At 65.3% G+C, this 19,850-nt stretch carries 17 protein-coding genes and 1 riboswitch; of the genes, 8 read left to right on the top strand and 9 right to left on the bottom strand.

Annotated features, from left to right (window positions below; translation table 11 throughout):
- Nucleotide 1 precedes the first annotated feature (1 nt).
- Both ahcY and B0G73_RS30240 read right to left on the bottom strand, forming a co-directional pair.
- Nucleotides 2-1,423, bottom strand: a complete 1,422-nt coding sequence (gene ahcY / locus B0G73_RS30245; RefSeq protein ID WP_106284834.1) for an adenosylhomocysteinase — start codon at nt 1,421-1,423, stop codon at nt 2-4.
- A gap of 32 nt (nt 1,424-1,455) precedes the next feature.
- Nucleotides 1,456-1,592: riboswitch (S-adenosyl-L-homocysteine riboswitch) on the bottom strand.
- A 129-nt stretch (nt 1,593-1,721) separates the two neighbouring features.
- Nucleotides 1,722-2,495, bottom strand: coding sequence for a glycosyltransferase (locus tag B0G73_RS30240; RefSeq protein ID WP_106284833.1), 774 nt, complete (start codon nt 2,493-2,495; stop codon nt 1,722-1,724).
- Nucleotides 2,496-2,670: 175 nt separating this feature from the next.
- On the opposite strand from B0G73_RS30240, the gene B0G73_RS30235 reads away from it, so the two are divergent.
- Nucleotides 2,671-3,633 carry a LysR family transcriptional regulator gene (locus B0G73_RS30235; RefSeq protein ID WP_106284832.1) on the top strand — a complete coding sequence of 321 codons (963 nt, stop codon included), beginning with the start codon at nt 2,671-2,673 and terminating at the stop codon, nt 3,631-3,633.
- A 59-nt stretch (nt 3,634-3,692) separates the two neighbouring features.
- Here the strand turns inward: B0G73_RS30235 and B0G73_RS30230 are convergent, their stop codons facing one another.
- Complete coding sequence (locus B0G73_RS30230) at nt 3,693-5,447, bottom strand: OmpA family protein (RefSeq protein ID WP_106284831.1); 1,755 nt, start codon at nt 5,445-5,447, stop codon at nt 3,693-3,695.
- A gap of 199 nt (nt 5,448-5,646) precedes the next feature.
- On the bottom strand, nt 5,647-7,278 hold the full coding sequence (locus B0G73_RS30225) for a GMC family oxidoreductase (RefSeq protein WP_106284830.1): 1,632 nt from the start codon (nt 7,276-7,278) through the stop codon (nt 5,647-5,649).
- Nucleotides 7,279-7,585: 307 nt separating this feature from the next.
- On the opposite strand from B0G73_RS30225, the gene B0G73_RS30220 reads away from it, so the two are divergent.
- Together B0G73_RS30220 and B0G73_RS30215 are read left to right on the top strand one after the other, a co-directional pair.
- Nucleotides 7,586-9,271, top strand: a complete 1,686-nt coding sequence (locus B0G73_RS30220) for an isovaleryl-CoA dehydrogenase (protein WP_106284829.1) — start codon at nt 7,586-7,588, stop codon at nt 9,269-9,271.
- Between the two features lie 108 nt (nt 9,272-9,379).
- Nucleotides 9,380-10,798 (top strand): coniferyl aldehyde dehydrogenase, encoded by a 1,419-nt coding sequence (locus B0G73_RS30215; protein WP_106284828.1) that lies wholly within the window; start codon nt 9,380-9,382, stop codon nt 10,796-10,798.
- 3 nt (nt 10,799-10,801) lie between these two features.
- Here the strand turns inward: B0G73_RS30215 and B0G73_RS30210 are convergent, their stop codons facing one another.
- From B0G73_RS30210 to fliE, 5 genes are all read right to left on the bottom strand, one after another.
- Nucleotides 10,802-11,161: an EscU/YscU/HrcU family type III secretion system export apparatus switch protein gene (locus B0G73_RS30210; protein WP_106284827.1), complete on the bottom strand. Its 360-nt coding sequence runs from the start codon at nt 11,159-11,161 to the stop codon at nt 10,802-10,804.
- Nucleotides 11,158-12,594, bottom strand: a complete 1,437-nt coding sequence (locus B0G73_RS30205; protein WP_106284826.1) for a flagellar hook-length control protein FliK — start codon at nt 12,592-12,594, stop codon at nt 11,158-11,160. The genes B0G73_RS30210 and B0G73_RS30205 overlap by 4 nt, the downstream gene beginning before the upstream one ends.
- 91 nt (nt 12,595-12,685) lie before the next feature.
- A complete protein-coding gene (locus tag B0G73_RS30200) occupies nt 12,686-13,012 on the bottom strand; it encodes a flagellar protein FliT (RefSeq protein WP_106284825.1) in 327 nt (108 codons plus the stop codon).
- Nucleotides 13,009-13,443 carry a flagellar export chaperone FliS gene (fliS, locus tag B0G73_RS30195; RefSeq protein WP_106284824.1) on the bottom strand — a complete coding sequence of 145 codons (435 nt, stop codon included), beginning with the start codon at nt 13,441-13,443 and terminating at the stop codon, nt 13,009-13,011. Before fliS ends, B0G73_RS30200 begins: the two co-directional genes overlap by 4 nt.
- Nucleotides 13,444-13,659: 216 nt before the next feature.
- The gene (gene fliE / locus B0G73_RS30190; protein ID WP_106284823.1) at nt 13,660-13,995 is read right to left on the bottom strand and encodes a flagellar hook-basal body complex protein FliE; all 336 of its coding nucleotides are present in this window, start codon (nt 13,993-13,995) and stop codon (nt 13,660-13,662) included.
- Between the two features lie 235 nt (nt 13,996-14,230).
- Between fliE and fliF the strand changes: the two genes are divergently transcribed.
- Genes fliF through fliJ form a run of 5 tightly spaced genes read left to right on the top strand, consistent with a single transcriptional unit; the run spans nt 14,231 to nt 19,780 of the window.
- The gene (gene fliF / locus B0G73_RS30185; protein WP_106284822.1) at nt 14,231-16,030 is read left to right on the top strand and encodes a flagellar basal-body MS-ring/collar protein FliF; all 1,800 of its coding nucleotides are present in this window, start codon (nt 14,231-14,233) and stop codon (nt 16,028-16,030) included.
- On the top strand, nt 16,020-17,015 hold the full coding sequence (gene fliG / locus B0G73_RS30180) for a flagellar motor switch protein FliG (protein WP_007179928.1): 996 nt from the start codon (nt 16,020-16,022) through the stop codon (nt 17,013-17,015). Before fliF ends, fliG begins: the two co-directional genes overlap by 11 nt.
- Nucleotides 17,002-17,685, top strand: a complete 684-nt coding sequence (gene fliH, locus B0G73_RS30175; RefSeq protein WP_181196671.1) for a flagellar assembly protein FliH — start codon at nt 17,002-17,004, stop codon at nt 17,683-17,685. Before fliG ends, fliH begins: the two co-directional genes overlap by 14 nt.
- A complete protein-coding gene (gene fliI / locus B0G73_RS30170; RefSeq protein ID WP_106284821.1) occupies nt 17,679-19,328 on the top strand; it encodes a flagellar protein export ATPase FliI in 1,650 nt (549 codons plus the stop codon). The genes fliH and fliI overlap by 7 nt, the downstream gene beginning before the upstream one ends.
- A 2-nt stretch (nt 19,329-19,330) precedes the next feature.
- Complete coding sequence (gene fliJ / locus B0G73_RS30165) at nt 19,331-19,780, top strand: flagellar export protein FliJ (RefSeq protein ID WP_106284820.1); 450 nt, start codon at nt 19,331-19,333, stop codon at nt 19,778-19,780.
- Nucleotides 19,781-19,850: the final 70 nt, after the last annotated feature.

Raw genomic sequence — 19,850 nt, 5'->3', positions numbered from 1 at the left:
CTTAATAGCGGTAGTGGTTCGGCTTGAACGGACCGTTCTTGTCGACGCCGATGTAGCCGGCCTGATCGTCCGACAGCACGGTCAGGTTCGCGCCGATGCGCGCCAGATGCAGGCGTGCGACCTTCTCGTCCAGATGCTTCGGCAACACGTACACCTTGTTCTCGTACTTCTTGCCTTGCGTGAACAGTTCGATCTGCGCAAGCGTCTGGTTCGTGAACGAGTTCGACATCACGAACGACGGGTGGCCCGTCGCGCAACCCAGGTTCACGAGGCGGCCTTCAGCCAGCAGGATCACGCGCTTGCCGTCCGGGAAAATGATGTGGTCGACTTGCGGCTTGATGTTGTCCCATTCGTACTGACGGGTCGACGCCACGTCGATTTCCGAATCGAAGTGACCGATGTTGCAGACGATCGCGTTGTGACGCATCGCCTTCATATGGTCGTGGCCGATCACATGGTAGTTGCCGGTTGCCGTCACGAAGATGTCGGCCTTGTCCGCCGCGTATTCCATCGTCACGACGCGGTAGCCTTCCATTGCCGCCTGCAGCGCGCAGATCGGGTCGATTTCGGTGACCCACACGGTCGCGCCCAGACCGCGCAGCGATTGCGCGCAGCCCTTGCCCACGTCGCCGTAACCGGCGACCACGGCGATCTTGCCCGCGATCATCACATCGGTTGCGCGCTTGATGCCGTCGACCAGCGACTCACGGCAGCCGTAAAGGTTGTCGAACTTCGACTTGGTGACCGAGTCGTTGACGTTGATCGCCGGGAACGGCAGACGGCCTTCCTTTTCCATCTGATACAGACGGTGCACGCCAGTCGTGGTTTCTTCCGTCACGCCCTGAATGTGCGCGAGGCGCGTGGAGTACCACGTCGGGTCAGCGTCGAGGTGCGAAGCGATCGATTTGTACAGCGCGACTTCTTCTTCATTCGTCGGCTTCGAGATCACCGAGCGGTCTTTTTCCGCTTTCGAGCCCAGGATCAGCAGCAACGTGGCGTCGCCGCCGTCGTCGAGGATCATGTTGGCGAATTCGCCGTTCGGCCATTCGAAAATGCGGTGCGAGAATTCCCAGTACTCGTCGAGCGATTCGCCCTTGAATGCGAACACCGGCGTGCCGGCCTTGGCGATTGCCGCGGCGGCGTGATCTTGCGTCGAGAAGATGTTGCACGAGGCCCAGCGCACGTCGGCGCCAAGCGCCGTCAGCGTCTCGATCAGCACACCGGTCTGGATCGTCATGTGCAGTGAACCTGCAATGCGCGCGCCCTTCAGCGGCTGCTGCGCCTTGTACTCTTCGCGCGTTTGCACGAGACCGGGCATTTCCGTCTCGGCGATGTTGAGTTCCTTGCGGCCCCAGTCGGCAAGCGACATGTCGGCAACAACGAAGTCCTGGGAATTTTTGGAATCGATAACAGCGGCGTTCATCACGCCCTCCTTTCTAAGTAGTGACTAGAAATTTGACGTGAGCGCGGTTCGATGCGGTGGCCAGGAAAGCGCAATGCGCATCCGAGCCCTCCGATTGAAGTCTCCGAGCCTGGCGGGCGGCCGGCGAATAGGCTGATTCGCGGTACCCGTCGCAACGCTCCTCGAAGACGAACGGCGATTGTAGCAAAACGAGATGGCTTCGGGGCGTGGATCCGGTTTTCAGGCGATGCGGGTTCCTCGCGCTTCGAGCGTGTACGCGAGCGCCGTTATGGACGCCTCGCAGACGCCGCTCGGCCTGTCAGGCGGCGGCCCCGGTCGTCACGTTCGCCGTGCGCAATTGCGCTATGCCGGCACGCGCGGTCTCGAGAAACTGCCTGGAAACGCGGAACGCTTCGGCGACATCGGCGGGATCCGGAATCTGCAATCCGAGCGCGACGCGAAAGTAACGTTCGGCGTGAATTCCCGCGTGGTAATGCATGCGCACGCGCTTCGCGTCGCTCAACCGTGGGTTGCCGAATATATCGCGCAACGCCCACGAAAACGCGCCGTCTTCGCCACCGATCCGGCGGAACGCATCGTCCATTGGAAAGCCGCCGAGCGCGAGATAAGCCGCCCGGCGAATGAACAGGCCACTCGGCACCGTATTGCTAAGCGTCGCAGCATGCGCGGCGAAGTCAGGGTGAGCCGTGAGGTCGCGCGGAAAATCCGCGTACTCGACGTCGAGCCGCACGGACACCTGCGTGGGATTTTGCGCGAGGAATGCGCTCGCCGCGGCGAGGGCGCCGGGCAGGTATTCGTCGTCGGCGTCGAGGAACGCAATCAGGTCGTGCGACGCATGCATCGCGCCCCAGTTGCGCGCTCGGGCCGGCCCGCCGTTGTATGGCATCCGCAACAGCCCCACGCGCGCGTCGACGCGGCCGCATTGCGCCACGATGTCCGTGGAAGCGTCGGCCGAGCCGTCATCCACCACGATTATCTGCGTGGTCCCAGGCTGGGTCTGGCAACTTTGCAGAGCACGCGCCAGCGTCGCCGCGCCGTTATAGCAGGGAATGATGATCGAAATAGGCGTCATGAGGAACCGGGGTGATGGGCGGGTCGGCGGTTGAAAATCCATTGATGTTATTCCGCTTGCCGCCGGGCGTATCTTGAATTGGCTGCCGCGTCGTCGGATCGGCACTCTGCAATATAAATATATTGACTTACAATCAGCCGAATCATTCCAATTTGGAATTCTGGAGCCAGAGATCGTGGAACTACGTGCGCTGCGGTATTTCGTCGAAGTGGTGCGTCAGCAGAGTTTCACCGTCGCGGCCGAGCAGATGTTCGTGACGCAGCCGACCATCAGCAAAATGGTCAAGTCGCTGGAAGATGAAATCGGCTCGCCGCTGCTGCTGCGCGACGGGCGCCAGATGGTGCTGACCGATGCCGGCCGGATCGTCTATCAGCGCGGCCAGGACGTGCTGGCGGCGCACGCGCAACTGCAGGCTGAACTGAACGATCTCGACACGCTCGGCCGCGGTCAACTCACCATCGGCATTCCGCCCATGGGCGGCTCGCTCTTCACGCCGGCCATCGCCATGTTTCGTCAGCGCTATCCGAAAATCGAACTCAAGCTGTTCGAACAGGGTTCGCGCGCCATTGAAACCGCGCTGATCAACGGCGAACTGGAATTAGGCGGCGTGCTGCAGCCGGTCGACCCGGAAAATATCGACGTGCTGCCCATGACGCGTCAGTTGCTGTGGCTCGTTGCACGCACGGGCTCGAGCTGGGACGAGCTGCATGAGGTGCCGCTCGCTCAACTGGCCAACGAGCCGTTCGTGTTCTACGGCGAAAGTCTGGCTCTCAATGATGTCGTCCTGAACGCATGCCGCACCGCCGGCTTTGCGCCGACCATTGTCGGACGCAGCGGGCATTGGGATTTCATGGCGGCGCTGGTGCTGGCCGGAGTCGGCATTGCGCTGTTGCCGGCGCCGTACTGCCGGCGTCTGGACCCCGCGCAGTTCACCTGCCGACCGGTGGTGGAACCGGAGATACCATGGGAAATGGCGATCGGCTGGCGTCGCGATGGCTATCTGTCACACGCCGCACGCGCGTGGCTCGAAGTCGCGCGGGAAGCGCTGCCCGGCCAGGCCGCCGACGATTTCATGCTCGGGCCGGGTATCGGCGTGACCGGTATCACGACACCGTTTCCCGCACGGCCCCCCGAGTGAGGCAGTGCCGCCCGGCGCAAACCGGGCGGCATGTCTTAAGGGATGGATTCAGCCCGCAATCACTGCTGCGCGACGAACTCGATGCGGCGATTGGCAAAGCGGCCGCTCGCCGTGTCGTTGCTCGCCACCGGACGCGCCTGGCCATAGCCTTGCGCCAACAGCGAATCAGCCGGCACGCCTGTCTTGACGAGGTAGGCGCGCACCGCTTCGGCACGTTGCTTCGACAATTGCAGATTCGCGCCTTCGCCGCCGACGTTGTCCGAATAGCCCGCCACTTCCAGACGCGCGGTCTTGCCGTTGCTGGCGCAGGCGTTCAGCACGCGCGCCGATTGCTTCAGATCATCCACCGCCGAAGCCGGTACATGCGCGCTGGCGCTCGCGAAGTTGATCACCTGCAGGTTCAGCACCTTGACCACATCCGCTGCGGCGCACGAGCTATCCGGCGTGAGCAGGTTCTTGATCGCGCTGCGGAAGTTATCGTTGGCATCGGCGACGGCGTGCGCAACGTCGAACGAACCGATCTGATACGACGTGCCGAACAGCGACTTCAGCTTGTCGAGCCAGCCGAGCTTCTTGTCCGCGGCAGCGCCGCTCAGTTCGATGTGCGTGCCGACCACTTTCACTTCCGCGCCGGGCAGCGAAAGCAACGGCAACAGACTGTCGAAATGCGCAAGCCAGTCGGCCGGTTTCGTGGCCGGATCGACCGTGATGTTGGGCACGAAGTTGTATTGACCGAGGCGCTTCGTCAGCTGATCGATCAGCAGCGTCTTTTCAGCTTCGCTGCCCACCGTGGCGGTCAGCGTGGGTTTGCCGGCTGAGTCGACGGTGAAGCTGAGCTGGCTGTCTTGAGTCGGTGCGAGTGCGGCGGCGGGTTGCTGCGCGTCGCTCGCCGCGCTGGCGGGCGCTGCGGCGCTGGCGACGGGAGCCGACGCCGCCGCATCGCTGGCGGCCGCCGCAGCGGCCGACGCCTGAACAGGCGCCGAAGCCGGTTGCACGCTAACCGCAGCTTCGGAACTGTTGTGTCCTGCGGCGCGGCTGGCGTTCTGCTCACTCTGGCAGCCACGCAAAAACAGAAACGCCAGCACCGCCGCGATTGCGGCGAGCAGCCACCACAGCCACGTGTGCGAACGGCGCTTTTCGCGCACCACGGCGCCCGCGGGCACGTGGATGGTCGACAAGGCGTCCGCGACCGGCTTCGCCGCGGGCGTCGGATGATCGATGTGCGACGAAACAGCCTTCAGTTGCGCCAGAATGTTGCCGGCAAACGCGCCGACACCGCCCAGACCGAGCGCGGCCATCAGGCGGTCGTTCAGATAAGGCGCGATGACCGGCAGTTGATGGCCCAGCAGCGTGGGCAGTTGTCCGGCGTTGCCCTGACCTTCGAGACAATGCCGCTTCAGCAAGCCAAGCAGCGTTGCCCCGACGATGCCCGTCATGGCGTGCGTGGCATGCGCCGGCACGCCGGTTTGCGAGGCGACTTCGTCGCTCAGCGCGTCGACGCGGCGGTCCAGTGTTCGTTCGAGCAACTGCCGCCCGGCCATTTCCAGTCGGCTCAAGCCATTCGTGCTGTCGATCAGATGCGGCAGTTGTTCGGCGATATGGCCGTTCACTTCCGGCGAGAGGATCGTGGCGAACAGCGAACGCGCACCGTCGAGCGTCGCACCCTTTTGCATCAGACCGGCGACAAGCGTCGGCGCCGCGACGGACAGCACCTTTTGAGTCGCGTCCGCCGGTAGCCCCAGGCGGCCCGCTAGCTGCCGCACCACACCGTCCGTCATGGCGGACTGAATCAATTGAATTGCGTTGATGCTCATCGCTTCGCTTCCTTGAGTTCCCGAACGCGTCACCTGACGCGCTCCTTTTTGCGGCGCGATTATAGGTTTCGGGAAATCTCATAAACGAAACGGCACAATTTATGACGAATTGGCAGACGTTCGCTCAAGTTGTCTTATATTTGGCGGCAAAATCTGACATATCGCCGATCGTGCAGGCGGCATTCGCCGCCATGCCGGCTCAGCTGATCGACGCCATCTGCAACTCCGCTTGCGGCTCGCGACGAGCCGCCGCGATCAGATCCGCCGCGCGCTCGCCGATCATCACCGTCGGCGCATTCGTGTTACCGCCGATCAGCGTTGGCATCACCGAAGCGTCGACGATCCGCAGCCCCGTGACGCCGCGCACCCGCAACTGCGGATCGACCACCGAGCGCGCGTCGCCGCCCATCCGGCACGTGGCCACCGGGTGATAGATCGTGTCGGCATGCTCGGCGATCGTGCGACGCAACTCTCTGTCCGACTGGCCAGGATGCGTGTACAACTCGCTGCCGCCGTGCAACGCAAGCGAGGGCGCGTCGAGAATACGCCGCGCTATCCGCGCGCCGTCCACCAATAGATCGAGATCGCGCGGGTCGCTGAAGAAACGCGGGTCGATCACCGGCGCGGTGCGCGCATCGGCGCTCGCGAGCGTCACGGTGCCGCGGCTGTGCGGCCGCAACACGCACACGTGCAGCGAATAACCGTGACCCCAGTGCATGTGACGGTTGTGATCGTCGACGATGGCCGCGCAGAAATGCAATTGCAGATCCGGCCGGTCGAGCGTCGGCTTGCTCTTCAGAAAACCGCCCGCCTCGGCGACATTGCTCGACAGCATGCCGCGCCCGTGGCGCATGAACGTGACGAACTGCGGCAGCATTCGCGCGATGCCGCGAATCGAAAAGCCGGTCGGCTCGATCGACGAAACCCGTTTGTTGATGGTGAAATCGACGTGGTCGATCAGGTTCTGACCGACCTCCGGCGCGTCGTGCAGCACCGCAATGCCAAGCGACTGCAGATGCGCAGCCGGTCCGATACCCGAGCACATCAGCAGTTGCGGCGAATTGAATGCGCCTGCGGCAAGCACCACTTCCCCGCGTGCCCCGAGCGTTTCCGTGCGGCCGCCGCGCACGATCTCTACGCCGCTCGCGCGCTTGCCGTTGAAGGCGACGCGCAGCACCGTCGCGTCGGCGATCGTATGCAGGTTGGGACGCGCACGGTCGTAGATATAGGCGCGCGCCACGCTGCAGCGGCGTCCGTCGCGCTGCGTCACCTGATAGAAGCCGATCCCTTCCTGATCCGCGCCGTTGAAGTCGGCATTCGGCTTGTGGCCGGCTTCCATCGCCGCCTGCACGAAACGCCGCGAAAACGGATTCTGATAGCGCAGATCGGAGACGGTCAGCGGGCCGCTGTCGCCGTGCCATGCATCGGCGCCACGCTGGTTGCCTTCGGCGCGGCGGAAATACGGCAGCACCTCCGCCCACGACCAGCCTTCGCAGCCCAGTTCCGCCCACTCGTCGTAATCGAGCGGATGGCCGCGCGTGTAAATCATCGCGTTGATCGCACTCGATCCGCCGAAGCCGCGCCCGCGCGGCTGATACCCTTGCCGTCCGCCGAGCCCCGGTTGCGGCGTGGTCAGATAACCGTAGTTGGTCTTGAGTTTGTGCGGCACCACCGCCGCCACGCCGACCGGCATATTGACCAACAGATTGCGGTCCGTGTGCGGTCCGGCGTCAATCAGCGCGATCGTCGCGTCCGGGCAGCTATCCGCGAGACGGCTCGCCAGCGTGCAACCGCCCGAGCCTGCACCGACGATGATGTAGTCGTATTGCATCCGCTCCTCCTGATGGGCCGCATCGTTCGCGCGCCCTGTCTCGTGCACACTTGTCTACGTGTGTTTCATCGGCATTGTAGGGAGCGTTCGGACGGTGCGGCGCCTCTACGGCAGAGCGATTCCTCTAAACGGAAGGGCCGCCGCGCCCCTATCATGAAAGACGCGCTAACGCCCGCCGGGCGGCTGCGCCCAGCATTCAAACGCGGCGTTGCACGCGCCGTCCTCTTAGCGTGCGGCATGACACGCGGCGATCAAACAGCGCGCTGCCGGCCCATGCCGGCGAGCATGCGTTGAACGGAGACAGCAGATGGAAAAGCACAGCTTCGGCCAGACTCACGAGGTGACCAATCAGGTCGCGCCGCTGGCGGACTACAACCTCTTTTCCAGCGACGCCGCATTGTCCGCCGCCCTCGAACGTGACGGCGCCGGTTGGCATCGCGGTGCATTGCTGCAGCACGGCGCGGCGCTCACCACGCCCGAGACGCTGGCACTCGCCGAGCTGGCCAACCGTCACGAGCCCGAACTTTTCACGCATAGTCCGCGCGGCGAGCGCATCGACGCGCTGGAGTTTCATCCTTCGTGGCACACGCTGCTCTCGCTGCTGCGCCGCGAAGGCCTGCACGCGCTGCCGTTTTCCGATCCGCAACGCGGTGCGATGGTGGCACGCTGCGCCGGTTACTTCCTGCATGCGCAGATCGAATCCGGTTCGCTCTGCCCGCTGACGATGACCTTCGCGAGCATCCCCGTGTTGCAACGCGAACCCGCGCTATTCGCGACGCTGCGCGACAAGCTCTATGCGCGCGAGCACGATTCGCGCGATCTGCCGCTCAAGCAGAAAACCTCCGCGATGATTGGCATGGGCATGACCGAAAAACAAGGCGGCTCGGACGTGCGCAGCAATCAGACGCGCGCCTACGCCACCGCCGGCAGCGGCCGCGGCGGCGCCTACCGGCTCGTCGGGCACAAATGGTTTTTCTCCGCGCCGCAGTGCGATGCGCATCTCGTGCTCGGCCGCACCGACGAACACGAAGGCCTGTCGTGCTTCTACGTGCCGCGCTTCGCGCCCGACGGCCGCAAGAACAACGTGCAGATCCAGCGTCTGAAAGACAAGCTCGGCAATCGCTCGAATGCGAGCAGCGAAGTCGAATTCCTCGACGCGTTCGGCATCATGATCGGCGACGAAGGGCGCGGCGTGCCGACCATCATCGAAATGGCGAATTACACGCGGCTCGATTGCGTGATCGGCAGTGCGGCGCTGATGCGCGCGGCGCTCGTGCAGGCGATTCACCACGCGCGTCATCGCAGTGCGTTCGGCCGCCATCTCGCCGATCAGCCGCTGATGCGCAACGTGCTCGCCGATCTGGCACTGGAATCGGAAGCGGCGACGGTGCTGTTCATGCGTCTCGCGCGCGCGTTCGAAGAGTCCACCGACGCCGCTTCCACTTCGCTCGCCGAGCGCGCGTGGCGCCGTATCGTCACGCCTGCGGCGAAATACTGGGTCTGCAAGCGCGCGCTGGAATTCACCGGCGAGGCGATGGAAGTCTGGGGCGGCAATGGCTACGTCGAAACCGGTCCGATGGCGCGCTTCTATCGTGAAGCGCCAGTGAATTCGATCTGGGAAGGCTCCGGCAACGTAATGTGCCTCGACGTGCTGCGCGCGATGGAGCGCGAGCCGGAAGCCGCGCAGGCGTTGTTCTCCGCCTGGCAGGCGGACGCGCAAGCGCATCCGGCGTTGAGCGCCGCGCTCGGCAAGCTGGCCGCCACGCTCAATGGACCGGCCGAGCATCGCGAAGCTTCAGCAAGGCGGATCGCGCAGCAAGTCGTGCTGATCGCGCAGGCCGCCTTGCTGCTCAAACACGCGCCTGGCGAAGTGGCCGAGGCGTTTATTGCCACGCGCCTCGCCGATGGCTGCGGCGAAAGCGGCCGCGTGTATGGCACGCTGCCGGCCACGTTCGATCACGCGGCGATCATCGAACGGGCATTTTCTGCCTGACGTTAAACACGCACGCTTGCAAACACACCGCGAAGCAGAGGCTGCGGAAGCACATCCAATAAAAGCGCGATTCGACGCGCAACGCTATCCATCAGGGAGTGGACACACATGAAAAACGATCTGCCGGAGGTCGCCGCGCTCGAAGCGCTGCTGCGCGATCAGCGCCACGCTTATCTGCGCGCGCCGTATCCGTCGTGGGAGACGCGCGCCGCGCATCTGAAAACGCTGCGCAAAGTCATGCTCGACAATCGCGACGCGCTCGCCGAGGCGATGAACGCCGACTTCGGCAATCGCTCGAAACAGGAAGTGTTGCTCGCCGAATTTCTGCTGGTGAAGGAGGAAATCGACGGCGCGCTTAGACACGGCAAGCGCTGGATGAGATCGCAACGACGCAGCACCAACAAATGGCTGCTGCCCGCGCGAGCGAAGGTCGTGCCGCAGCCGCTCGGCGTGATCGGCATCATCGTGCCGTGGAATTATCCGGTGCTGCTCGCAGTAGGACCGCTCGTCAGCGCGCTGACTGCAGGCAATCGCGCGATCATCAAGATGTCCGAACTGACGCCTCGCACCTCGGCGCTGTTCGAGCAGTTGATCGGACAAACCTTCGCGCGCGATCACGTCGCGGTGGTGAACGGCGACGCCGCGCTCGCCGCCGCGTTCAGCGCGCAGCCCTTCGACCACCTGCTGTTCACCGGCTCGACCAAGGTCGGTCACGAGGTGATGCGCGCCGCCGCCGAGCATCTGACGCCGGTCACGCTCGAACTGGGCGGCAAGTCGCCCGCCATCATCGGCGCGCATGCGCGTTTCGACAACGCGGTGGACAACCTGGTCGCCGGCAAGACGCTCAACGCGGGGCAAACCTGTGTCGCGCCGGACTACGTGCTGGTGCCGCGCGGCAAGGAGCAGGCGTTCGTCGAACGGGCGCGCGCGCGGATGGCGAAGATGTACCCGAACTTCGCCGGCAATCCCGATTACACGTCGATCATTTCGGCGCGCCACTTCGCGCGGCTGGAGCGTCTCGCCGACGAAGCCCAGGCCGCCGGCGCGCAGTTGCACTCGCTCACCGACAGTTCGCCCGATGCAACGAGCCGCCGCTTTCCGCTGATCGCCGTCACCAACGCGCCGGACGAATGCGCGCTGATGCAGGAGGAAATCTTCGGGCCGCTGCTGCCTATCGTGTCCTACGACACGCTCGACGACGCGATCGCGTGGATCAACGCCCGGCCGCGTCCGCTCGCGCTATATCTGTATGCCGACGACGCCGCCACTATCGAACGCGTGACGCACGAAACCATCGCCGGCGGCATGGCGATCAACGAGACGCTGATGCATCTTGCGTGCGAGAGTCTGCCGTTCGGCGGGGTCGGCGCGAGCGGCATGGGCGCGTATCACGGCTACGAAGGCTTCGTGACGTTCTCGAAGATGAAGCCGGTGCTGACGCAGGCGCGTCTGAACGCCCGCGGATGGATTTCGCCGCCGTACGGCAAACGGGTCAACGCGCTGCTGAAACTGATGATGCGGTTCTGACGCTCAGCGCGTCGCCGGGCCGCCTTCGATTTCGGTGGCCACCACGTCGATGACATCCGGCGCGTCGGTGCTCGCGGCTGCCGGCGGCTCATTCTCGGCGCCGCTTTCCAGCCGATGCAGCCACGCGAGCATTTCCGCCACCGCCTGATAAAGCTGCGGCGGAATGCGCGCGTCGAGATCCACCTGCATCAGCAGCGAGACCATTTCGGGCGCTTCATGCACGTACAGGCCGGCTTCCTTGGCCCGCTGCACGATCATCTCGGCCAGCATGCCGTAGCCTTTGGCGATCACGCGCGGCGCGGGATCACTGCCTTTTGCGTCGTAAACGAGCGCGGCCGCGCTGCGGCGATGTTTGCGGCTCATCGCATGTCCCAATCGAAATCGTCGAGGGGCGTGGCCGCGGTGCGACGGCGTCCGCCTGCGGTGCGGTTCGTTGCCGCGCTGTTTGCACTGCCCGCATCGGCCGAACTGCCCGCCGAAGCCGACCGCGCATACGCCGACGCCGCCGCCTGAGCGGCCGCCGCGCCCGCGGCATTCGCAGCGGTGGCGGGCGCGCCGCCGCCGATCTCGCGAATCGTCAAGCCATTCAACTGGATGCCCGCCGCCGCGAGCCGCTGGCGGAAGCTCTCGCCCTGCATCGCAAGACGCGCGGCGCCGCCGGGACTCGCCTGCACACGCGCGACGAGCCGCGTGCCGGTCAGCGTCAATTCCGCATCGACTGTACCGAGCGTCGGCAGCGATAGCGTCAGGCGCGTGCGCCACGGCTGGTCGTCCTCGCTCGCGGTGCCGCCGCCGCTGCGGTCCCATTCGTCGCCTTCCTGTTCGATGGTCCAGTCGAGCTTGGCGCCCGGCCATGCTTCGCCGGTCCAGCGAAACTGCCCGGTCGCGAGCAGATCGAGCTGCTGACGCACCAACGGCACCGTCGCGGGATGAACCGCGGCGGCCATCGACTGAGCATTCTGCGAGGCGCCACCGTCGACGGTTTGCGCCGTCGCGCCGTGCAGGCTCGCATGCGCGGGCTGGCCGTTCAGCTCGGACAGGGAACTGGCCAGCACCTCGCCGGCCACAAAACGCGCGGTTTGCGCGTTGGGGATCGAAGGCATCCCGCGAGCGGCGGCGCCCGCGTCTTGCCCGCCACCGTTCGAGAACCCTTTCGGCGCCGCACCCATGCCCTGCCGGGCGGACGGATTGGCGGGCGACGCTTCGCCGCTGTCGTTCACCCAATCGAGCGGCAGTTGCGCGGCAGCCGCGACAAGTTTGTTTTGCGCCTCGCCGGCGAGCGAAGCGGGCGAACGCTGGCCCGCCAGCCATTGCGCGAGATGCGCTTCATAGAAGAGTCCGCTATCGCCGACGGTCTGTTCGAGCGCGGCCGCGAGCGCCGCGACCGGCACCTGGGCCGCCGCGACATTGGCGCTGGCCGCGGTGGCGGCGGCATTGGGATTGTCCGCGGATGCGGTGGCAACCGTTGCCGCAGAGGACGTAGCGAACAGCGGCAACCCGCCTATTTCCACATCGAGCGCGGGCGCGGCCGGCCAGATCGGCGTCTGGCCGATCACGGCGGGCGTCGCCTCGCCGCCCGAGCGCACGATCGCATTGAGCGTGAGCGCGACGGCGGACAGCGCGGTCTGGGCGGAGGGCTGCGGCGCGGGCGTCTCAATGAGCGCCGGCATGGTCGGCGCGGTTTCGACGCCCGCCGTGCCGGCCTGCGAAGCCGCCGCACTGCCCGGCGCGATATTGAGCAGACTATCGATCCGGCTCGCGAGCACCGAAGCGACAGTCGTGTCGATCCCGTTCATGCCGATTCCTTGGTCACATTGGCGGCGTCGCGCTCAAATAAAGTCAGTCAGCCGGATAAATAGAGGCGCCTCTGAACGCGCGCGGCGCCACTCAGCGCGCGCCGTACAGTTCCTTGAGCACGCGTGTCGGCCGTCCGGCGAACAGCGCGGACAGATTGGCCATGCGCGGATTCGCCAGATCGCGGATCGCGGCGTCGTCGGCCAGGATCTGACGGATCAGCGCGTATTTGCGCAGACGCTCCGCTTCGTCGAGCTTCACGCCCGTTTCCGCGTCGCTCAACGCCTCGACCAGATGGCGGTATTCCTCCTGCAGGTGGACCAGATCGTTCCACAGCGCGCGCCGGGCAGCTATCAGCATGCGGCAGGAAATCGCTGCAATCGCCTCGTAACGGGCGAAGTATTCTGCGTTCGATGTCATCTCATGCTTTCCGCGGCGGGCTGGGCTGCCATCCGCGCGATCTCCGGGGCAATCCCGATCCATGCCTCTTCGAGTGTGGCCAGAAGACCATCCACCTCGACCAGCATCGCCTCGCTTTGTTTTATATTGGCTTCGAGCAGCCGGCGCGACATATAGCTATACAGCGCGTTCAACCGCTCCGCAATCTCACCGCCCGCCTCCAGGTTGAGCGATTGCTGCAGCCCGCTTTCGACGATCTGAATCGCCTTGCCGACCGCCTCTCCGCGCGCCGACACATTGCCCTGCTGCAAATGCATGCGCGCCTGCGCGATCGCTTGCCTTGCGCCCTGATACAACATCACGATCAGACGATGCGGACTCGCGCCCATCACCCCTGTCTCGACGCCGACGCGTGCGTACGCATTGGCTCCAGAGTGTCCTGGGGAAAACATCGGCGCTCCTCCTGTCTTGCACTGCGGTTGGTCGTGGCACCCCATCCGGGCACGTTGCGGCACCCGATTTTTGCCTGTACCTGGTTATCGGATAGGCAGCGGGAAAGCTTTAGGCCAGTGCAAGGAGGATTAAGGAGCCAAATGCCGCAGCCCGCGCCGGGCACACGGTTCGCACGCGTTCGGGCGGCCGGATCAGCGTTGCCGCCCGAGTCGCGTTCACACCGACATCTGCATGATGTCGTTATAGGCGGACACCAGCTTGTTGCGCACTTGCAGGCCGAACTGGAAGCCCACGTTGGCCTTTTGCATGTCGACCATCACGTCGTTCAGCGACACGTTCGACGAGCCGAGCTCGAACGCCTGCGATTCGCCGACCGCCTTGGTCTGATCGCCGCTGATCTTATCCAGCGAGGCTTTCAGTGCCGACGCAAAACCGGTGGGCGTCGCCGCGCCCGACGTGTCAGCGACCGAATTGCTGCCGCCGGCCGCTTGCGCCGCCATCGACTGCATCTGTTGCAGCGCCGACGAAAGCGCGTTCACGGGGAAAGTCATGTTTTCTCCAGGGAAGGACGACCGGCATGCCAAACCGTACCGATCTGGATGAAAGCATAGCAGCGGGCCATACGGGAAAGCCCCGAAACTAGGGGGGAAACCCGGCTCTATTCAAGCAATCGGGTTGGGCCGCGCTGCGGATAATTTCAAGGGTGAAAGTCTCTGTCCGTGCGCCCGCCGACCCTCGGTGCGGTAGCGGGCAGAACGCAAAAGGCATCCCGGAGAAACCCGACGCATGGATTCGTCAGCCAACTCTTTGATCAACCCCGACGCCCGCATGGGCCTCGCCGGCGCGCAGCCTGGCGCGGCCGGTGCCGGCCAGGCCGGCGGCGCAGCAGACCTCGGCGGCCTGGGGAGCAACCTCGGCGGCAACTTCGGTCAGCGCCTGTCAGGCCTCGCGCAAATGCGCGGCAACCCGCGCGCTCCGCTGATATTCGCGGTGGCGCTGCTGGTCGCCGTGGTGGCGGGGCTGTTCCTGTGGTCGCGGGCGCCGGACTACAAGGTGCTCTACAGCAACCTGTCGGACCGCGACGGCGGCGCCATCATTACCGCGCTGCAGGCCGCCAACATCCCCTACAAGTTCTCCGACGCCGGCGGCGCGATCCTCGTGCCGGCCGAACAGGTGCATGAAATGCGTCTGCGTCTGGCCTCGCAAGGCTTGCCCAAGAGCGGCTCGGTCGGCTTCGAACTGATGGACAACCAGAAGTTCGGCATCAGCCAGTTCGCCGAACAGATCAACTATCAGCGCGCGCTGGAAGGCGAACTGGAGCGCACGATCGAATCGATTTCGTCGGTGAAGTCGGCGCGCGTGCATCTGGCGATTCCGAAGCCGTCCGTGTTCGTGCGCGACAAGGAAGCGCCGTCGGCCTCCGTGCTGGTGAACCTCTACCCCGGCCGCGCGCTCGACGAAGGCCAGGTGATGGCGATCACGCACATGGTGTCGTCGGCGGTGCCGGATATGCCGGTGAAGGGCGTGACCATCCTCGATCAGGACGGCAACCTGTTGACGCAGCCGTCCACCGGCAGCGGGCTCGACGCCTCGCAACTGAAGTATCGCCAGCAGATCGAGCGCAGCACCCAGCAGCGCATCGACGCGATTCTCGCGCCCCTGTTCGGCTCGGGCAACGCGCATTCACAGGTCAGCGCCGATATCGATTTCTCGCACAGCGAGCAGACCTCGGAAAACTACGGACCGAACGGCAACCCGCAACAGGCGGCGATCCGCAGCCAGCAATCGAGCACCGCCACCGAAATGTCACAGGGCGGCGCGTCGGGCGTGCCGGGCGCGCTGTCGAACCAGCCGCCGCAACCGGCTTCGGCGCCCATCAACGCGCCGGCTGGCGCGAGCGGCGTGACGACCACGCCGGTCAGCGACCGCAAGGACTCGACCACCAACTACGAACTCGACAAGACGGTGCGCCATCTCGAACAACCGATGGGCGGCATCAGGCGTCTGTCGGTGGCGGTGGTGGTGAACTACCTGCGCGTGGTCGACGGCAAGGGTCACGCCACCATGCAGCCGGTCACCGCCGACAAGCTCGCGCAGGTCAACCAGCTGGTGAAGGACGCGATGGGCTTCGACCAGGCGCGCGGCGACTCGGTCAACGTGGTGAACAGCCCGTTCAGCACCGAACTCGACCCGAACGCCGACCTGCCGTGGTGGCGCACCCCGGACATGATCGCGCTCGCCAAGCAGATCGCCACGTATCTCGGCATCGGCGCGGTCGCCCTGTTCCTCTACTTCGTGATGGTGAAGCCGGCGTTGCGCCGCGCTTTCCCGCCGCCGGAGCCGGTTGCCGCCGCGGCGCTGGCGTCGCCGGACGAACCGATCCTGCTGGATGGCATTCCCGCCGCCGAGCGCGCGGGCGCGATTGGCAGCTCGGTCGCCGAACTGGAAACCGACAGCGAACTGCTCGCGCTCGAAAGCGCCAAGCACAAATATGAGCGGAACCTGGAATTCGCGCGCAGCATCGCGCGCCAGGATCCGAAGATCGTTGCAACCGTCGTGAAAAATTGGGTGTCCGATGAGCGCTGAAGGCGTAATGAAGAGCGCGCTCCTGCTGATGTCGATCGGCGAGGAAGAAGCCGCGCAGGTGTTCAAGTTCCTCGGGCCGCGCGAAGTCCAGAAGATCGGCGTCGCGATGGCCGCACTGAAGAGCGTGACCCGCGAGCAGGTCGACGAAGTCCTGCAGGAGTTCGTGCGCGAGGCCGAGCAGCACACCGGCATGTCGCTGGATTCGAACGAGTACATCCGTTCGGTGCTGACCAAGGCGCTCGGCGACGACAAGGCCGGCGCGATCATCGACCGCATTCTGCAAGGCAGCGATACCAGCGGTATCGAAGGCCTGAAGTGGATGGATTCCGCGGCGGTCGCCGAACTCATCAAGAACGAGCATCCGCAGATCATCGCGACGATTCTCGTTCACCTGGACCGCGATCAGGCGTCGGAAATCGTCGCCTGCTTCACGGAACGGCTGCGCAACGACGTGCTGCTGCGGATCGCGACGCTCGACGGCATCCAGCCGGCCGCGCTGCGCGAACTCGACGACGTGCTGACGGGCCTCCTGTCCGGCAGCGACAACCTCAAGCGCAGCCCGATGGGCGGCATTCGCACGGCGGCGGAAATTCTCAACTTCATGTCGAGCAACCATGAAGAAGGCGTTATCGAGAACGTTCGTCAGTACGACGCGGAACTTGCGCAGAAGATCATTGATCAGATGTTTGTGTTCGAGAACCTGCTCGATCTGGAAGACCGCGCGATCCAGCTGTTGCTGAAGGAAGTCGAGTCCGAGGCGTTGATCATCTCGCTGAAGGGCGCGCCGCCCGCGCTGCGCCAGAAGTTCCTGTCGAACATGTCGCAGCGTGCTGCCGAACTGCTCGCCGAAGACCTCGACGCGCGCGGTCCGGTACGCGTTTCCGAAGTCGAGACGCAGCAACGCCGCATCCTGCAGATTGTGCGCAACCTGGCCGAAGGCGGCCAGATCGTTCTAGGCGGCAAGGCCGAAGATGCATATGTCTGATCAGAACTCCGCAGCGAAGGAACGCCTCTCGGCCTACCAGCGCTGGGAAATGGCCTCGTTCGATCCGGTGCCGCCGGCACCGCCCGAACCCGAAGTCGACGACGGCGCGTTCGAAGCCGAACTCGAACGTCTGCGCGACGCCGCGCATGCGCAAGGCATCGCGTCCGGTCACGTGGCCGGTCAGGCGCTCGGCTATCAGGCCGGTTACGAGCAGGGTCACGCGCAAGGTTTCGAGCAAGGCCAGAGCGAAGCGCGCGAAGAAGCCGCACGGCTCGCGGCGCTGGCCGAAACGTTCAAGGCAGCGCTCGACGGCGCTCAAGGTGCGATTTCGGAGACGCTGGTCGCGCTCGCACTCGACATCGCGCAACAGGTGGTGCGCCAGCATGTACAGCACGATCCGACCGCACTGATCGCCGCCGCGCGTGAGGTGCTCTCCGCCGAGCCTACGCTGGTCGGCGCGCCGGCTTTGATCGTGAGTCCCGCCGATCTGCCGGTGGTCGAAGCCTATCTGATGGAAGAACTGCAAACGCGCGGCTGGACCGTGCGTACCGATCCGGCGGTCGAGCGCGGCGGCTGCCGCGCGCAAGCCAACACCGGCGAAGTGGACGCCGGCATCGACACGCGCTGGGAGCGTGTGGCTGCCGCCCTCGGCAAGGTGAGCACATGGTGAAGCCGACGCTCGAAGAAATCCGCGCCAGCGACCTGACGCCGCTCGAACGTGAACTGGCCTTGGCGTCGTTCGGCGCTGAAGCGCTCGCGGAAGAACCGGCGGCGGCGACGCCCGCCGCGGCCGCGGTCGCGGCAATCGAAGCCGCCTTGCGCGATCCGGCGCATGCCCATCCGACGACGGGCACCGCAGCGAGCCGCGTTGCCGCCTCCGCGAGCCCCGCTTCCGCCGCTATCGCTCACCCGCCTTACGATCCCGCGCTCGACAGCAATCCGCACATGCAAGCGTGGCGCGGCCGCCTCGACGCATTGCGCGCACGCAACGCGATCGCCAAGCCGATGCGCGCCTGCGGACGTCTGACGCGCGCCGCCGGCCTCGTGCTCGAAGCCGTGGGCCTGCGCCTCTCCGTGGGCGCCGAAGTGATGATCGAACTGCCGCAAGGCAGCTCGCTGCCCATGGCCGAAGCCGAAGTGGTCGGCTTCTCCGGCGACAAACTGTTTCTGATGCCGACCACCGAAGTGATCGGCCTCCTCCCCGGCGCACGCGTTTTTCCGCTGGAAAGCGCGCCGATCGCCGATCCGATGGCGGGCGCCAAACGTCTGCCCGTCGGTTGGGAATTGCTCGGCCGCGTGCTGGATGCGTCCGGCCGTCCGCTCGACGGACTCGGCCCGCTCGGCGCGCATGCCGACGCCCCGCTGTCCGCGCCGGTCATCAATCCGCTGAACCGCGAGCCGATTCACAAGGTGCTCGACGTCGGCGTGCGCGCGATCAACGCGTTGCTGACCGTGGGCCGTGGCCAGCGCATGGGGCTGTTCGCCGGTTCGGGCGTCGGTAAATCGGTGCTGCTCGGCACGATGGCGCGCTACACCAGCGCCGAAGTGATCGTGATTGGCCTGATCGGCGAACGTGGCCGCGAAGTGAAGGAATTCATCGAACAGATTCTCGGCGAGGAAGGCCTGGCGCGCTCCGTGGTGATCGCCGCGCCGGCCGACGTCTCGCCGCTGCTGCGCATGCAGGCCGCATCGTATTCGACCTCGCTCGCCGAATATTTCCGCGACCAGGGCAAGCACGTGCTCCTGCTGATGGACTCGCTAACCCGTTACGCGATGGCGCAGCGCGAGATCGCGCTCGCCGTGGGCGAGCCGCCCGCCACCAAAGGCTATCCGCCTTCGGTGTTCGCCAAGCTGCCGGCGCTCGTCGAGCGCACCGGCAACGGCCCGGCGGGCGGCGGCTCGATCACCGCGTTCTATACGGTGCTGACTGAAGGCGACGACCAGCAGGACCCGATCGCCGACTCCGCGCGAGCGATTCTGGACGGCCACATCGTGCTGTCGCGCTCGCTGGCTGAAGCGGGCCACTATCCGGCCATCGACATCGAAGCGTCGATTAGCCGGGCAATGACCGCGCTGATCGACGATAACCATCTGGACAAGACGCGTATGTTCAAGCAGATGCTGTCGCGCTACCAGCGCAACCGCGATCTGATCAACGTCGGCGCGTATTCGAGCGGGCGCGACGCGCTGCTCGACCGCGCCATCGCGCTGTATCCGCGGATGGAAGCATTTTTGCAGCAAGGTTTTCGCGAGTGCGCGAACTTTGAACCGAGTCTCGAGATGCTGGACGCGCTGTTTGCCCAAGGAGGCTGACGATGGCGAAACACTTTCCGATCAAGACACTTATCGGCCTTGCGCAGGACGATGTGGACGCCGCCGCGCAACGTCTGGGTCGCGCGCAGCGCGAGCGCAACGACGTGCAGTCGCAGCTCGACGCCCTCGTCCAATACCGCGACGAATATCACGCGCGTTTCACCGCGACTGCCCAGACCGGCATGCCCGCGGGCAACATGCGCAATTTCCAGGCGTTCATCGACACGCTCGACGCCGCCATCGAGCAGCAGCGCAACCTGCTGGTGACGGCCAATGCGCGCGTCGAGGCCGCCAAGCCCGACTGGCAGCGTCAGAAGCAGAAGCTCGGCTCGTACGAAGTGCTGCAGGCGCGCGGCGAAGCAGCCGAAGCCAAAACCACGGCGCGGCGCGATCAGCGCGACGCCGACGAACACGCCGCCCGGATTCTGAGGATGCGCGCCGAAGGCGCGTGACGTGCATCAGGCGCACGGGCGCCGTCTCGATTGACTGAACACCTTGTTTGACCGATTGACAGGATTCCCT

The organism is Paraburkholderia sp. BL25I1N1, from assembly GCF_003002025.1.
Classification (GTDB): domain Bacteria; phylum Pseudomonadota; class Gammaproteobacteria; order Burkholderiales; family Burkholderiaceae; genus Paraburkholderia.
Note: the sequence above shows the minus strand (reverse complement) of the source record. Positions and strands in the feature narration are given on the sequence as shown.

Coding starts and splice junctions, on each gene's coding strand:
- fliF (WP_106284822.1), top strand. CDS start 14,231: ATGGATTCGTCAGCCAACTCTTTGATCAACCCCGACGCCCGCATGGGC.
- fliE (WP_106284823.1), bottom strand. CDS start 13,995: ATGACTTTCCCCGTGAACGCGCTTTCGTCGGCGCTGCAACAGATGCAG.
- B0G73_RS30215 (WP_106284828.1), top strand. CDS start 9,380: ATGAAAAACGATCTGCCGGAGGTCGCCGCGCTCGAAGCGCTGCTGCGC.
- ahcY (WP_106284834.1), bottom strand. CDS start 1,423: ATGAACGCCGCTGTTATCGATTCCAAAAATTCCCAGGACTTCGTTGTT.
- B0G73_RS30225 (WP_106284830.1), bottom strand. CDS start 7,278: ATGCAATACGACTACATCATCGTCGGTGCAGGCTCGGGCGGTTGCACG.
- fliG (WP_007179928.1), top strand. CDS start 16,020: ATGAGCGCTGAAGGCGTAATGAAGAGCGCGCTCCTGCTGATGTCGATC.
- B0G73_RS30220 (WP_106284829.1), top strand. CDS start 7,586: ATGGAAAAGCACAGCTTCGGCCAGACTCACGAGGTGACCAATCAGGTC.
- fliI (WP_106284821.1), top strand. CDS start 17,679: ATGGTGAAGCCGACGCTCGAAGAAATCCGCGCCAGCGACCTGACGCCG.
- fliS (WP_106284824.1), bottom strand. CDS start 13,443: ATGTTTTCCCCAGGACACTCTGGAGCCAATGCGTACGCACGCGTCGGC.
- B0G73_RS30205 (WP_106284826.1), bottom strand. CDS start 12,594: ATGAACGGGATCGACACGACTGTCGCTTCGGTGCTCGCGAGCCGGATC.
- B0G73_RS30200 (WP_106284825.1), bottom strand. CDS start 13,012: ATGACATCGAACGCAGAATACTTCGCCCGTTACGAGGCGATTGCAGCG.
- B0G73_RS30210 (WP_106284827.1), bottom strand. CDS start 11,161: ATGAGCCGCAAACATCGCCGCAGCGCGGCCGCGCTCGTTTACGACGCA.
- B0G73_RS30240 (WP_106284833.1), bottom strand. CDS start 2,495: ATGACGCCTATTTCGATCATCATTCCCTGCTATAACGGCGCGGCGACG.
- fliH (WP_181196671.1), top strand. CDS start 17,002: ATGCATATGTCTGATCAGAACTCCGCAGCGAAGGAACGCCTCTCGGCC.
- B0G73_RS30230 (WP_106284831.1), bottom strand. CDS start 5,447: ATGAGCATCAACGCAATTCAATTGATTCAGTCCGCCATGACGGACGGT.
- fliJ (WP_106284820.1), top strand. CDS start 19,331: ATGGCGAAACACTTTCCGATCAAGACACTTATCGGCCTTGCGCAGGAC.